This window comes from Myroides sp. TSA_177.3, from assembly GCF_052691955.1.
Map to the genome: position 1 here is coordinate 141,934 of NZ_JBQZGD010000002.1, position 15,942 is coordinate 157,875.

Annotated in this window: 13 protein-coding genes; 6 read left to right on the forward strand and 7 right to left on the reverse strand. The window is 35.9% G+C overall.

Features of this window, described 5'->3' with window-relative positions; translation table 11 throughout:
• Positions 1–40 precede the first annotated feature (40 nt).
• The 4 genes from ACUTSE_RS02710 to ACUTSE_RS02725 all read right to left on the reverse strand — a co-directional run bounded on the left by ACUTSE_RS02710 (position 41) and on the right by ACUTSE_RS02725 (position 6,102).
• Entirely contained in the window at positions 41–1,999 is a 1,959-nt protein-coding gene (locus ACUTSE_RS02710) for an OmpA family protein (RefSeq protein ID WP_445639131.1), read from the reverse strand.
• 12 nt (positions 2,000–2,011) lie between these two features.
• Positions 2,012–2,944: a PorP/SprF family type IX secretion system membrane protein gene (locus ACUTSE_RS02715; RefSeq protein WP_002985382.1), complete on the reverse strand. Its 933-nt coding sequence runs from the start codon at positions 2,942–2,944 to the stop codon at positions 2,012–2,014.
• Between the two features lie 10 nt (positions 2,945–2,954).
• Positions 2,955–4,211, reverse strand: coding sequence for a gliding motility-associated C-terminal domain-containing protein (locus ACUTSE_RS02720; protein WP_445639132.1), 1,257 nt, complete (start codon positions 4,209–4,211; stop codon positions 2,955–2,957).
• Positions 4,212–4,350: 139 nt separating this feature from the next.
• Entirely contained in the window at positions 4,351–6,102 is a 1,752-nt protein-coding gene (locus ACUTSE_RS02725) for a hypothetical protein (RefSeq protein ID WP_445639133.1), read from the reverse strand.
• 754 nt (positions 6,103–6,856) lie between these two features.
• Here ACUTSE_RS02725 and ACUTSE_RS02730 point away from each other — a divergent pair.
• From ACUTSE_RS02730 to ACUTSE_RS02740, 3 genes are all read left to right on the forward strand, one after another.
• On the forward strand, positions 6,857–7,489 hold the full coding sequence (locus ACUTSE_RS02730; protein WP_445639134.1) for a helix-turn-helix domain-containing protein: 633 nt from the start codon (positions 6,857–6,859) through the stop codon (positions 7,487–7,489).
• 246 nt (positions 7,490–7,735) lie between these two features.
• Entirely contained in the window at positions 7,736–8,890 is a 1,155-nt protein-coding gene (locus tag ACUTSE_RS02735) for a helix-turn-helix domain-containing protein (protein ID WP_002985391.1), read from the forward strand.
• A gap of 4 nt (positions 8,891–8,894) precedes the next feature.
• Complete coding sequence (locus tag ACUTSE_RS02740) at positions 8,895–10,022, forward strand: hypothetical protein (protein WP_445639135.1); 1,128 nt, start codon at positions 8,895–8,897, stop codon at positions 10,020–10,022.
• Positions 10,023–10,150: 128 nt separating this feature from the next.
• Here ACUTSE_RS02740 and ACUTSE_RS02745 read toward each other — a convergent pair whose 3' ends face one another.
• The gene (locus ACUTSE_RS02745) at positions 10,151–11,029 is read right to left on the reverse strand and encodes a helix-turn-helix domain-containing protein (protein ID WP_445639136.1); all 879 of its coding nucleotides are present in this window, start codon (positions 11,027–11,029) and stop codon (positions 10,151–10,153) included.
• A gap of 181 nt (positions 11,030–11,210) precedes the next feature.
• On the opposite strand from ACUTSE_RS02745, the gene srmL reads away from it, so the two are divergent.
• The 3 genes from srmL (at position 11,211) to ACUTSE_RS02760 (ending at position 14,035) form a co-directional block, all read left to right on the forward strand.
• Positions 11,211–12,245: a PheS-related mystery ligase SrmL gene (gene srmL, locus ACUTSE_RS02750; protein WP_445639137.1), complete on the forward strand. Its 1,035-nt coding sequence runs from the start codon at positions 11,211–11,213 to the stop codon at positions 12,243–12,245.
• A 196-nt stretch (positions 12,246–12,441) separates the two neighbouring features.
• Positions 12,442–12,783: a YciI family protein gene (locus ACUTSE_RS02755; protein WP_445639138.1), complete on the forward strand. Its 342-nt coding sequence runs from the start codon at positions 12,442–12,444 to the stop codon at positions 12,781–12,783.
• 1 nt (position 12,784) lies between these two features.
• Positions 12,785–14,035 carry an RNA polymerase sigma factor gene (locus ACUTSE_RS02760; protein WP_445639139.1) on the forward strand — a complete coding sequence of 417 codons (1,251 nt, stop codon included), beginning with the start codon at positions 12,785–12,787 and terminating at the stop codon, positions 14,033–14,035.
• A 52-nt stretch (positions 14,036–14,087) separates the two neighbouring features.
• On the opposite strand, the gene ACUTSE_RS02765 is transcribed toward ACUTSE_RS02760, so the two are convergent.
• Together ACUTSE_RS02765 and ACUTSE_RS02770 are read right to left on the reverse strand one after the other, a co-directional pair.
• Positions 14,088–14,681, reverse strand: a complete 594-nt coding sequence (locus ACUTSE_RS02765; protein WP_445639140.1) for an FMN-dependent NADH-azoreductase — start codon at positions 14,679–14,681, stop codon at positions 14,088–14,090.
• A 282-nt stretch (positions 14,682–14,963) separates the two neighbouring features.
• Positions 14,964–15,833, reverse strand: a complete 870-nt coding sequence (locus tag ACUTSE_RS02770; protein ID WP_445639141.1) for a helix-turn-helix domain-containing protein — start codon at positions 15,831–15,833, stop codon at positions 14,964–14,966.
• Positions 15,834–15,942 lie beyond the last annotated feature (109 nt).

Below are 15,942 nucleotides of genomic sequence, written 5' to 3' on the forward strand. Positions count from 1 at the left end.
GTGTTCTTTCTTTTAAATTTATTTTATTCTTCAATCCTAATTATTCCCCAACGATAAACTCACTTCGTCTGTTGAGTTGATGCTGATCTTCGTCGCAAGGCACTCCGTTGCTGCACTCATTTAGCAATTGACTTTCTCCATAACCTTTGGCTTTCAATCGAGTAGCCGATATTCCTTGTTTTATGATCCATTGTCTTGTTGCTTGAGCGCGACGTTCTGATAACATCAGATTGTACGTATCATCTCCTCGACTATCTGTATGGGAACGAATCTCAATATTCAGGTTGGGAAATTGTTGTAAGACTGCTACAACTTTCATCAATTCTATTTGAGCATCTGGGCGAATAGTGGATTGAGCAAAATCAAAGTAAATAGGTTCTAACTTTAGTTTTTTGAATAAATCATCTCCTGCCTCCACTTGTATATCACTGGATTCTAAAGCAATATCTAGTCGTTGCTGTAGATTACGATCAATTGTTAGCGCCAGTTCTTTCGTAAAATACCCTGCTCTACTTATGCGAATACGATAGTGTTGCCCGCAATGAAGTTGATTCAACTGGTAATAACCTTCTTCATCTGTCTTGATTTGACCCACTTGTTTTTCCATGGCATCTATCACCTGTACCTCTGCCTTTTCTAAACCTTCTTTTGTATCCAAGTCTGAAACAATTCCCATCACAAGTTGAATACACGGTTTCTCTATAATGAGATATACATCATCTCCTCCTTGCCCTCCTGCTTTATTGGAAGACACAAACCCTTTTTTCGATGTGCTGTCGATATAAAATCCAAAATCATCAAACGAGCTATTGAGATCTGGTCCTAGATTTACAGGTACTCCCAAGAGTCCGTCGCGATTTATTTTTGTCTTGTACACGTCCAATCCGCCAAATCCAGGATGCCCATCACTTGAAAAATACAAGTTATACTCCTTCGAAATAAAGGGAAAGGTTTCACGTCCTGCAGTATTAATTGCATCTCCTAAATGCTCAACAGGGCCAAACCGATTTGATTCGTATATAGCGACGCGAAATAAATCCGATGCACCTATACTCCCTGGTCGATCTGAAACAAAATACATCCACTTGCCATCGGGTGTCAATGCAGGATGAGCGGTATTGTATCCTTCTATATTAAAAGGCAATTCTTCTACGTTGCCCCAATCCCCATTAACCTGTTTCGTTGCTTGGTATATTTTTAATAAGGAAGAATCCTCTTTGTCATATTTTGCGCGTTTGCTTCCTTTCATGGATCCGTTGTTACTCGTAAAATACATCAACTGCCCTTCTTGCGTAAATACCGCACTTCCTCGATTTAACTCTTTGGAAGCGATTTCTTTTGCAAATACTATGGGGGGTGTAAAAGTTCCATCCGCTGTTATGGTTGTAGCATACAATTGAGTATATGGTTCGTCAGTCCAAGCATGTACTTTACTGTGTATGTCTTCATTTAGACGAGAAGAAGTAAATACCAATTGATCATCTAAAAGCGCAGCACCATAATCTGAATACGAGCTATTGATCGTTAGATTGGCCATCGTAAAACGAGAAGCTGATACAGTTTGATGTTCTAACTCCGTGTGAGTTAGCAGTAAAACAGCTCTTGAATCAGCCGTTTCGAATGATGCAAATTCTTGTAAGATTGCATCTGCCTTCTTGTATTCTCCAACCGCTTTGAGCGTTTGAGCATAACGGTAATAATATTCTTTATCTAAGGCAACTAAATCCTTATCTGGGTAATCCTCCTCAAAGAGCTTAGCATACCATTGATGCGCCTCAACAAACTTGCCATTGAAGTAATAAGAATCACCTAGTTTACTTAAAATAGAGGTATTTATAAATCCCTTTTCTGCTATATTCTCATACACTTTGATGGCTTCTATATAGGCATATGTATCAAAATTGTGATCTGCTTTTCTTTCCTTTCGCGTTTGTGCTAAGCCACTTAGGCTTGTAAAGAACAAACAAAGCAAAACACTTTTATATAAATATCTAACCATAATTGTTTGTATTTAGAAAAATCGCGGGGCTACTTTTCTTCTATTATTAGTAAATAATTCGAACTTCATGAAGATTTCATGAGAACCTGAGTGATACTTGGATAGTGAACGGGTATCGGCATCATAGGTATAACCGATGAATAAGCCTTTATTCAGTTGAAATCCAACCAAACCACTGAAAGAAGAATTCCAACGATACGCTGCACCAAGTGTTAATTTCTCATGGAACCAAAAGTTAGCTGTCAGATCGACTTGTAGTGGTGAAGATGGATTTACCTTCACCAAAGCGGCAGGCTTAAACTGGATGTAATAATTCAAATCAAAAACAGCCCCTCCCATCAAGTAAAAGTGTGCTTTTTCATTGTAGACCCTATATGAATTGTCATCGTATTTCTTACTTGAAACAATCATCGGTACAGATAATCCTAAATAAGCAATATCAGAATAGAAATACACCCCTGCTCCTACATTCCCAGAAAACGAATTGGCAATATTGGCAGCTGTCATAGGGTCTGTTCCATCATATATACTTAGTTTATCGTAATTCACATCCAAAAGAGCTCCACTTCCCTTTAATCCAAAAGCCAATTTATATTCCTGATTTACTTGTATGGTATACGCTAAATCAATCGATAATTGATTCTCATCCATCACTCCTAAATGATCATTTTTGAAATGGAATCCCATCCCTAAACCGGAATCATTTAATGGGGTAGTTGCTGATAAGTACGCTGTCTTAGGAGCTCCCTCCAGTCCTACCCATTGGGTGCGATAAGAACCAAAGAATTGCAAGTGATTCACACTAGCAGCATACGCAGGGTTTATGATGGCCGGATTATACATGTATTGGGTATACAGAGGATCCTGTTGAGCAGCGGCTTGATATAGGTTGAGTAGACCTAAAACGAGAAGTATAGGTCCTATTCGCATTTTTTTTCTTTTCATTTGTGCAATTTTAATTGTTCTCCAAGTGCAGATTGGCTGCTTTTTTAATAAGACGACTACCCTTCTCATCTACCTGTTCATAGGTAACGATATAGTAGTACGTACCACTTGGTAATTTACTGCCTCTATCTAGCGTAGCTTTTCCTTCAGAATACCCTCTAAATACTTGGGTACTACCGTCGCCTTGTGGATCATATCCTTTGGCTTCATAAACACGTGTCCCCCAACGATTGAAAATCTCAACTTTGTTGTTGGGATATCGGTGAATATTTTCAATGATAAAATAATCGTTCTTACCATCGCCATTGGGTGTAACCAGATTATAGATAACTACATCTCCTCCTAACATCCAATCTTTTTTGACCGTCCCTAAAGTAAAGAACCCAAAATCTCGAATAGTAGTTGGTGTCGTCACGCGCTTGTTTGCCATATCAACTACACCGCCTTCATCTACCCAAGCTTGTTCTTTTACATCCCAACGCAGAATACTTAAATTCGCTTCTGCTGTTTGAAGAATCTCTAGTGGTGTTGTATCTTCATTCCACTCCAAGGAGAGAATGATATCACTTTGTGTCCCTTTATTTCCTTGGAGCTCCCAATATTCTTGTGTATTTAGTATTTCTATTGCCTCCGCTTTTTGGGGATGAGCGGTAAAAAAATCAGCATCAGCTAATACATATCTACTTGCAATCACATCCTCCTTATTTTTGGGCCCTGAAATAGTACTATTTCTATAAAATCCCTTATCTCCAATAGGGAAAACAAAGGGGGTATTTCCGATTTTATCTACATATCCTTCCACATAACTTTGGTTGCTCATCTTTTGAGCTTCTGCTCCATCTTCAAAGACAAAAGATTGATCAAGAGAGGTAAGCTGTACAATTCCTTGATTAAAATCAACTGTTCCCTGTGCAATCAGTCCAGATGAAACTTCAAAGGCAATTCCTTGGTGGGTATTATCAAAAACGACATCATAAAATTTAGGTATAACCGCTCCTTTTATCTGTTGCATTTGTGTAGAAGTAAAAACTGTTTTTCCGAATTCTTTCCCCTCATTCAAATAGTCATACAATCCGTGATTAATGAAATCCTGATGCAAAACAAAGACACCATTATTGAAAGTCTGAGCCGTATGCAGGTTTTCAAAGCTGAAATATGTGGACAGTTCTGTATGAGGTAAAATGTATAAACTGCCTTGATTGACTACTTGTCCCAAGACACAAGAGGAAGAAAGAATGCAAACCAAATGTAACCATCTATTTAGCATACTTTTATATTTATCCCTAATGCGGTTAAACGAAGTGTATTCTAGTACCACTCCATTGATGCATTAGCGTGTTCGTATTCATTCAATTTTAAACACTTGCCTGCTCCAATTAGAAGCAGACAAGTGTAGGGTGTTGTTCTTATTGAGCTGTAAATTCAATAACCACTTGATACGTTCCACCAGATAGTGCATGATACATACTACCCGTTCCAATGTAAAAATCTACTTGAGCACCACTAATTGTGATATCTGTTACATTACTTGTAATATAGCTTCCATTTTTAGCTAGTCTAATGCTAATAATATCGCTCACTTGCGTCATTCCATCAAGGAAATTTTCAATTGTAACTCCAGAAGTCACAGCCGTATTTGCCTCAATATCAGTTGTTCCTTTATAAAGGTAGATATCTTTTCCATTTTCTTGATTTCCTGTATTAATTACTGTATTGTTTACAATTTTATCTCCTAAAATCTTTTTAATAGCAACACTATTATCTACAATAACTTGAAATACGGTCCCTGAAATATCAATCGGTGTTTTCACTTCTACTCCACCAACTTCTTTAATTACAAATAAACTATTTGCAGGAACATCAACTCCTTCATTATCTGCCGCTGCAATAGCAGTTTCTGTAAAATAAACGTTTCCTCCTTGACGAATGATATTGTTTATAATCTCGTTGATTTCATTGCGAATTTCTTCGTTATTGGTAATCGAAGTCAAGATATCTGCTGTTACATTGATATAATCAACCGCTCCACCTTCTGCACTATATTGGTAGTAAATTTCTCCCTTTTTAATATTATCTTTTATTGGTGCTGTTCTACTATCTTCATAAACAAGATCATCTCTATCATCTTCAGCAACTGCTCTTTTAATTTGTGTTTTCGTTTCTAAAGCTTCTAATACATCAGCTAAATCAATAGTCACATATTGCGTACCATCAAAATATTGGAAAACCCAACTTGGATCTGTATCATCTCCAATATTTTTATAGATTACATTGCCTTCAACCTCTGAAGCAATTAGTTTAATAATCTCTTCAACCGTATAATATTCATTCGTTGTACCTGGTTTTACTATAGTCGTCGTTCCATCCAATATCGTTTCAATATTTTGGATTACTGACTCAGGTACATCAATAAATACAACACCCGCGCGCAAAGTAGTACCATCCGTTTCAAAAGGTGTAGTTGGTGTATCTCCTCCGTTTGCAATAATTGTTTCTTCCGCTATATAATAGAATTTAGCAGAATTCGCAGGATATTCTAAAATTGTTGTTTTTGATTCATTTCCGTTGATTAAGGCTACCAAATCCGAAGTAATATCTTTGGTCATATAGCTGGTTCCATCATAGTACACATATTCAATTTTAGGTGCTACTGCTGGATTTGAACCATTTGCTTCTTGCCCAGGCGTATAAATCAATCCTCCACCTAATGTATCATCACTTACCGCTGGATCAACTAAATTATTAGAAGGGTAAACTTTGGTTAGTAACTCAATAACTTTGGTTAAATCTCCTTGTATATTAGTAATATTACCAATAGCTTCATCCAAAGTGGTTTGATCAACAATGCGTTCCCAATGCGCTACAATAGGAGTAGCACCCGCTTTTTCTCCTACCCAAAAATAAAATCCTGGTTCAACACCATTTTGACCTGTCGTCGTATTGGTATTATATATTAAAAGACTCTCTACTTCTGTTCCATTAATAGGACTAAATACTTCAGTAGAGGTTAATGCTATTCTCGGGATTAATAATCCTTTGTCTGTTGCTTTAATGTCTAATTGTGATGCATCTGCAGGTCTTGGTGTTCCAATTCCCACTTGTGCGTTAGCTACATAAACAGCGCCCACTAAAGCAAGCATTACCGTTACTTTTTTCATACATTTTATATTTTAATTATTAAAAAAATCACATCCAACCTTATGCCTTATAGCATTTCTCGTATTGGACTAGTGCAAATGTAGGTTGGCTCCTAACGAATTGATTTACAAAGTGTAAAAACAAACGGACAGATGATATAATAAAAGGTAAAATTATTTTGTCCCCTTTAAATACTGGGAATTCAGCTTATTTTATTAACAATAATTTTTATTCCTTATGGCAAAAATTAAAGTGAATGCTGTACCAAAATCACTTTTATCGACTTTTTAGAATGAAAAAATGCGAGTTTTTAATCTTTCTTTTTTTAACCAAACAGAAAAGAGGTGAAAACAAAACCAAACAACAACGTGATAAGTCAATACACTCAAGTAATGCACTCTTATATAAGGATTGAAAAGCGTCAAAAAAAAATCACATACACTAAAGCTAATCGCCATTTAAAATCGCTAAAATTAGTCTTACATCCCCTTGTATTCAAGTCAAATTCAAAAAAAATACAGCCTTCCATTTTTGCCAGGCACGTTTTAACTTTTATCATTTTAAACAAATAATCCACTAACTACCAGCTAATTACATCAATTGTAAAAATGTAAAATTTACTTATTTACCTCTATTTGTACCATGCTAAAAACAGCATATACAATAAGAAAATATGTTTTTACGCTTTAAAGAATTTTATTCTCAAATAGCGTGTTTTTTTGTGGTGTAGAATCAAACACACGGTTATCCTGTGTTTCTAATATATTGATGATTATGAAAAAGATTTTTGAACTGACTACGACAGAAAAGGTACTAGAAAAGCTCAAATTGCGATTAGGAGTAAAAAGAGGAATGGACTTAGCCGAGGTATTTAATGTAAAGGCCAATACGTTATCCAGTTGGAAAATACGCAATTCCATTCCCTATGAAAGAATATTAATCTTATGTAAGGAATATCAAATTGATTTAAACGAGTTATTTTATGACAATTACCATACCGTTAAAATAAAAGAGGATTTGAAAGAAATTCCTCTTCTCTATCTTGCCAATCATTGGGAGTACTATTTTAATCCTACTTTTCAATGGAACAATTTACCTCAAGTATATTTTCCACAGCATGTTGATTTTGATATTATTATTCAACTTCCTAAGGCCAATATAATTAAACTAGAAAGTAAGTTGAGTTTTTATTTTTGCAAAAAAGTTGAGGTAAGTGATTTAGTACTCAATCAACCCTATATTATGATTATCAAGGACAAGGGGTTTGTTCATAGCGAATTAATGCACCTAGATACTACTACGAATCACCTCTTATTGAAACTTACCGCAACAAGTAAGTTAAACGTTGCTGCTAAAGACATCATTGAGATATTCCATTGTAAAGGATTATACCATCCTATCCAATAAAAAAACACCCCTTATTTTAATTTTTCACTAACGCAATAGCATCTATTGGTTAGTATCACGCTATTTCTACCTGCTCTCGGTTTGTAGAACAGGTTCCCTCACCTGATATTCAACTAGAGGAACCTTTGGTTTTCAATATTATTTCATTGAAAACCAAAGGCATTTTTGACCCAAAAAAGACTATTGTAGAACCTACATAATTACTTGCCTATGCGGCGATAAATTATTAAATTAGAACTAATTTAAATGATTAATCATATTAAAACGATGGATCTTCTAAAATACTTATTGATTTCGATCCCCATGATTTCCGCAATGACTTGTGGCATCATTTTTATCATTGTTTTTCACAAGAGTTTATCTGCTACAGAGAATAGGATTCGCTGGACACTTGGCGGATACTATCTCTTGATGATTTTTATGTGGTTACTCACCAATATATCTTTAGAACACTATAAAGGTAGGTTATTTCTTGTGCCTGTTTTTTTCTTGTTGATTCACCTCACGCAAGTTGTATTCTATCACTTTATATGCTACATACTACCAAGTAAAGAAGCCTTTAATCGCTTTCATTATAAACTAACCCTAGTCATCTTTATCATGTCTATTGTTTTGGTCTATGTTTTGCTTTCCACAAAAGGGTATAAGGATTTAGATCTGTACTATTTCTTTTATCGTTATCTCTATATCTATACCTCTTTAACGATGATCTATTATACTAGTTTATGTTGGGTGAGATTATATCAATACAACAAGGAACAATTTGGTTTTATGTTTCATGCGAACCGATTGAATTGGATTCATTTATTATTGGTATTGAGAACCATTTTTTCCATCTTATTCACCTTCAATAATCATAAAATCTTATTCATTGACGTTGCGATTATTCTACTAATTCCTTTACAACATATTGTCGTAACTTATAATATGCTACAAAAGAATATCGTTAATAAATTAGTCAGTCAATATCGAACCAATGTTATGTTACCTTCTGGACAAATCGTAACGGTTGACAACAAAGGAGCCATCGATAATTTACCTGTTGAATCTGCCTATGACAATACTTATGTAGAATCAACGAGTTTACTAACACAAGAAGATATACTCTCTTATTTTTCAACAGATAAACCTTATTTAAACAAGAATTTTAAACTCGATGACTTGGTTAAACATTTTAGTATTAATCGAACGTATATTTCCAAATTCATCAATGTCACGTTTCATACCAATGTGAGCCAGTTTATCAATCAATGGCGATTAAAAGAAGTAGATGAATTACTTCAAACCAAGCCTGAATTAGGTCTTGAAGAAATAGTTCTTCTTGCTGGTTTTTCCAACTATAGGCATTACCAAAGATCCAAACAAATCATCAATCAAAATAAAATAGACCTAAATCAATAAACTTATGGATTTCGAATACTTATTCTTAGTGATTTCTTTTTCAGCGTCGATTTTTTCAGCCTTATTTTGCTTGGTCTTGATTACGCTAAAAGTATATGATCATTCGTTAGATTTTTTCACCAAAAGGTTATCCATCGCTTTGATGTCCTTTTACATTGTTAGTATCATTTTCTTTGTTACTATCTTTTTTTACGTCTTTAATTTAAAACTATATTGGTGGTTTAAAGGCTTGAATTTTCAATCGGTGCTGTTACTGCCCATTATTTTTTATCACATTGTATTTAAATTATCAAGGTTAAAAAAGGATGAGAACTTTAGTTACTACCATTATGTCATTTGTTTTTTGATTGGCATCTCTTATATCATCTATTCTAGAGTAATGCCTCAAACGCCTTTAGCATCAGGGAGTGATATCAAAAATGCATTATTTTTCGATGATGGTAGAATCGTCACTCGAATTATATACAATACCGTATATCTTTCTTTAGCACTTTATAGGCTCATTCGATATCGAAAACACATTAGTAATTATTCTTCGGATACTAGTCAAAATTCGTTGACCTGGATGTATCATATATTATTAATCAGCATTTTGATTTACCCAGGTCCTATTTTATTTTACCTGATTCCCGATATGAAGAACAGCTTGCTATTTGGGCAGTTGATTCCCAACTTTTTATTTATGTTTTTTAATATTAGTTTATGTTATAATATTTTTAGTCAAAATTTCAATCTCGTTTATGAAGATATCATCCTTGATGCGGATGAAGTAGAAACGAAAAAATACAAAGAAGTGGTCATCGATAAAGCCACCTTTGAACAATATCTTTATAATGAAAAACCCTTTTTAAACCCTCAATTAAAAATTACAGATTTGTTGCCTGATTTAATGACGAATAGAACCTATCTATCATCCTTTATCAATAATACATATCAAATGAATTTCTCTCAATTTATCAATAAATGTAGGTTTAAAGAATATTTAGATTTAAAAGAAACCTTGGATCATAGTAACCTCAATGAGGTAGATCTTATATTGGCTAGTGGTTTTCGCAGCTATGAGAGTTTTAAACGAACAGAATCCTACTACTATAAAACAATGATTTCCAATGAGATGTGCAGCAATACGTAGCTAAACTGTATACTATTTTAATCTAAAAATAGTATACAGGAATCTACCTCATCTACTAACTTTTCTCATTCGCAATTAGGCTTCATCTGCTTTTTCCTCAGTAAGTTTCTTCTACTTTCCAAATCCCCTTATCCCCCTTGCTTTCTAAAACCATTGGGCGACAAGCCTGTATGTTGTTTAAAATAGCGGCAAAACAAGCTTGGATCCTGAAAATTGAGTTGATGACTCACCTCTTTGACCGATAAATCCGATGTTTTTAGTAAAGATTTTGCTTGTAGCATGACAATATGATTGATCCATTTCAAGGCAGATTTCCCTGTCTTTTTGCGCAATAAAGTCGTTAAATAAGGAGGCGTTAAGTTCAACTTTTCCGCATAAAAATGGATGTCCCGATGTGCTACTGCATGTTTAGAAACCAAGGCGTAAAACTCCTCTATAATAGTCGTACTGCGATCTGTTCCTGCGTCTACTCTACTACTCAGCCCTTCATGCGCTTCCATAATCATGTGCATCAACGCCAGCAGATGGTACCTGATGATTGTATTCTTTTGCGCACTGGATGTAGTGTGATAAAATTGCTGGAGATATAAGAGGAACTCCCTTTGTAAGGCTTGTTTCTCCGAATGAAAATGAAGCAACGGATTGGAACGTACCGGATCACTATTGATAAATTCCCATAACTGAGGAATAGAACTAATAAGATCAATGGACAGTCCAATCGTAATAGCCTCTATATCTTCACTTTCCGATTTGACATCAATGAGTAAATGAGGCAAAGCGAGTATTACATCTCCTTGGTTCACCTCATATTCCGTAAAGTGAACTTGTGCGTTCATGCTTCCCTTTAGGACAAAACAGAGCAACAAACCATCAAATTGATGTCTGCTGTAAGCGTATTGTTGAACGGGTATATCCGTATGGTCTACCATGAATATTCCCTCCCCTTGCAAAGCGGAATCTAGTTCATGTAACGCATAGAGTTGATCTAAACTTAAAAATAATGTCATATACAAATATCTAAATAAAAGCACATAAAATGCATTTACGACTTAAATTTAGCCTTAAAAACGTAAAAAAGGAACATAACAACCAAATAAATGAACAGTATAATCGTTTCAATGCCTCTACTTTTGTGTCTTGTAATAGTCCATACAGCCTGCCTGTATTGGACACTCAAATTCAATGTATATGAACAATATTTCAAATCCTATTCACGAGAAAAGAAGTAAGAAGCTTCACAACAATCCGTCGCATCCCATTTACTTATTAAAGCAAAAGATTCAATCTTTCTTCAGCGATTTTACCGTGTTTGATTACTTGGAAGAAGTTGTATCTATACAAGACAATTTTGATAAGCTACTGGTTCCACAGGATCATCCGGCGCGTTCTACACATGATACCTATTACGTCAATGAAAATTTTGTCCTGCGAACACAAACTTCAGCCCACCAAAATCAGCTATTAACCCAAGGGCACCATCAGTTCATTGTGACGGGAGATGTATATCGAAAAGATACCATTGATAAAACCCATTACCCTGTTTTTCACCAAATGGAAGTAGTGAAAATACTTCCTAATGGGACAGATGCTTTAGCCGATTTAAAGCAAACCCTAATCGGTTTAATGCAGTTTTTATATCCCGGAAAAGCCTATCGCTTCTTGGACGATTACTTCCCTTTTACCTCCCCTTCTTTGCAAATAGAAGTGATGGAAAATGGAGAATGGATGGAAGTACTAGGTGCAGGAGTCATACATGCCGATATTTTAAAGCAATGTAACATCCAAGCGACGGGTTGGGCTTTTGGTTTAGGCTTGGACCGTTTAGTCATGTCTTTCTGTAGTATCCCTGACATTCGCTATTTTTGGAGTGAAGATGATCGCTTTCTCTCTCAATTTAAAAATGGATTGGTAGCATTTAAAGCTTATTCTAAATTTCCTCCTGTATTCAAAGATATCTCGTTCTGGGTTCATGATTATGCGACAAACCGAGAAGAAAACTGGATCGAATACAACAATCTATGTGAGATTATACGAGAAAAAGGACACGACTTAGTTGAAAGCATCACCTTGGTGGATACGTATTCACAAGGAGGTAAAACCTCTTTGGCCTACCGTATTGCTTATCGATCAAACGAAAGAACCTTACTCAACGAAGAGATTAACGCCATCCAAGAGGCCATTCGAATGGAGCTGTCTGAAACCTTTGCCATCACCCTAAGATAACTGACAAAGTCCATATATACGTTAGTAGTTGTCACAACGTATAGTTTGCGGACTATACGTTGTTTTTTTACCCTTTTTATCTTGAGGAAAAACAACTACATCTTCAGTTTTTCATTAAATTAGTGTTTAGAAAAAAATAAGTGTCCCCTTTAGGAAGATTCAATCGTCTTAGGGTAAATAATAAAATAGAAAGACCATGAAAGATTTTATGCTTATTTTCAGATTACAGGATGTAGCGGATACTCAACCTTCTCCAGAACAAGTGCAAGAACGCATGAATTGGCTCGCCAGTATTGCGGCACAAAATAAATTGGTAGACAAAGGCAATACACTTTTACCTACGAAAGAAAGTGCAAAGCACATCCGAGCAAACCAAATTGTGTCTGATGGGCCTTATACGGAGATTAAAGAGTTCTTAAGCGGTTATATCGTCATCCGTACGGAAACCATCGAAGAAGCGGTTGAAATTGCCAAACAAAATCCTATTTTCAAAATTGGGGGAAGTATTGAAGTACGTGAAATTTTAAAACGCAACTAATTTGGATCATTCAACAAAAGTGCAGGAAGTGATTCCGAATCTGTTTCGAGAACAATATGCAAAGATGACGGCTGTACTATGCCGTCATTTTGGCTTAGCGCATATTGAACTAGCCGAAGATATTGTGAGTGATACTTTTTTAAAAGCAACGGAACGATGGACTATAGAGGGAATTCCCCAATATCCTGAAGCTTGGTTGTATACCGTTGCCAAAAACAAAACCAAAGATTACTTTAAGCATCAGGCAGTCTTTGATCAAAAAGTAAAAAGCGAAATTAGCCAACACACAGACCAAGAGGATTTGCCGATTGAACTAGATTCGACGGTTAGTACGGATAGTCAACTGGCGATGATTTTTGCTATTTGTGATCCCATTATCCCAGCGGAAGGGCAACTTTGTTTAGCACTGCAAATTCTATGCGGATTTAGTATAGATGAAATTTCCAATGCACTATTAACGAAAAAAGAAACAATTAAGAAGCGACTATTCAGGGCAAAAGAGCAATTAAGAGCCAGTAATTTTGAGATTAAAGCACTCTTGCCAACTCAAATTAACCAGCGATTGCCTCAGGTTCATAAAACCTTATATCTCTTTTTTAATGAGGGTTATTTTTCTACCAATCACAATCAAGTGATTCGAAAAGAGTTGTGTTATGAAGCCCTCCGATTAACGGTTATGCTAACGGCCAACGACAGGACCAATACGGCAGAAACGAACGCTTTACTTGCGTTATTTTGCTATCAAAGTTCTCGTCTGGATGCAAGAGTCAACCATCAGGGGGAACTTGTTTTATTTGACCAGCAAAATACGGCAGATTGGGATACTGCCCTGATAGACAAAGGAAATTATTATCTCGTACAGGCAACCAATCAGGAGGAAACATCAAAATACCATTTGGAAGCTGCTATTGCCTATTGGCATACGACGCAAAACCCAGCGAAATGGACGTCTATTTTGGATTTGTACAATCAGTTAATCTTAGTCGAATACTCGCCGATAACAGCCTTAAATCGCACCTTTGCTTTTGCGCAAGTCTACGGGGTTGAAGCAGGAATAAAAGAGGCCGAAAAGCTGGAGCTTCTCCATAACCGCTTTTATTTTGAGCTGTTGGGTTATCTCTATACCCCAGTACATCCACAAAAAGCAATTCACTTCTTTCAACAGGCGTTAGCGTTGACTCAATCGCCTGCAGAGCAAAATATCCTAAACCAAAAGATAGCTGCACTAACCACACAGCAAAACGAAAAATAAACAAGAGCTACAGCCGAAAAGGCAATAGCTCTTAGTTTTATAATCTCTTATGCTATTGAAAATTTTCTACGATTCCTGTATAATCAGGTGAAAAATTAGGAAAAGCGGTTCCTTCTATTCGATAAGTCACTACGGCTGTAATCCCAACATAGGCCTTCAAAACAGCTTTCAAGTAATCCGCTAAATAATCCTGAACGATTCCCGCTGGTTGTATTCCACCAGAAGCAATAGCCAAATAGACTTTTTTCTGCGTAATCAGTCCTACTCGACTCCCCTTTTCGTCATACGTATACGTTACACCCACGCGAACCAATTGATCCACCCATGCTTTTAAATGAGCCGAAACAGTAAAATTATAAGTCGGTGTACTAATCACAATGATATCTGCTTCCTTCACTTTGTCAACAACTCTATTGGCATAGGCTAACGTTGGAATCGAATCATAGTTGGGTTGGTCTGGTGCAACATAGAAGCTCTGAATCATCTCGCTGCTGTATAAAGGTGGTGGGTTCTGCACCAAATCCCACGTTTCTATGGCAATCACTTGTTCTTGTTCTTCTAAACGCTTGATAATAGCTAATCCTAAATTCGTGCTATGCGACTGTTCTCCTCTTGCACTTGAGGTAAGGTGTAAAATGGTCTTCATCAATTTTAAAGTATTTTCATTTTACTACTTAACGATTGACAAACAACAAAGGGGACACAGCGCTAACTAATTTTATGCATCTAGTATGACGATGCTATTTTTTTCCTAGATTAGGAAATCCTTTCCGTATCAAAAGAAACTGATATTGTTCGGGGTTTGTTCGGATCATCTTCGGGTTTACTTGGGTAAAACCCCTTTTTACCGAAGGTGCACCGAACAAACCCCAAACAAAAGTCAATGAGATTGTACACAATCATCCCTTTTTCTCTTCGTTTTTATTCTTTATTGATTTCGATAAGCATTAGGTGTTTGCCCAATGTATCTTTTAAAATAGCGACAAAAAAGAGAGGCATCTGCAAACTCCATTTTATCACTAATCTCCTTAATGGATAAGGAAGTCATATTTAAATATTCCTTTGCTTTATTAATGACGACAAAACCAATCCAAGACTTGATTGATTTTCCAGTTCTTTTTTTAATTAATGAACTCAGATGCTGGGGAGTTAAATGCAATTGCTCCGCATAAAAAGAAACTTGTCGTTGTAACTCGCCATGTTGCTGCAATAATTCGAAAAAAGAATCTGTAATTTGATTGATTCTATTTTTTTGTAAATTCTCTTTTTGGGTTAAGGATTGGTACGACTTCGCTACGCCCGTAATAAGTGAAAAAGCGAGATATTGTATCATCTGATTCAACAAAATAGTTTTGGGTTGCCCATAATACTTCACGATTAATGCCGCAAGTTCTTCCAGTCTTTCTTTATCTTGTGCCGCAGCATATAACAATGGGGAATTCAAAACCTCCGTATTGCTGATTAGCTCAGGAAGAATAGTAAATTTCTCTATGAAGTCATAAGACATCAGGAAAACAGTCGCCCTAAAATCTTCACTAAAAGACAAGGGTTCCACCGTCATCTCTGGTAAGATGGTAAGTATAGCCTCTTCTTCTACGCGATATGCTACTTTATTAATCTTTATCGACAAGGAACCTTGCGTACAACATAACAAGACAAGCCCTCTAAACTGATAGCTCCATTCAAAGAAAGACAACTTTGTCTCATCCTCTGCTTCTACAAGGAAAAATTCTTCCATTAAAAAAGGATAAAATACCTGATATCGAGTATTGAGCTCCGAAATTGTTAAAAGATGCATCGTCGTTTTTTTTGTAAAAATATAAAACCAAAACGAGTGTGGTTGTTAAATCTTAGTCTTCGTTTATCAAATCTTTAAAATGGAATATAAAAGCCTTAAAATGGAATAT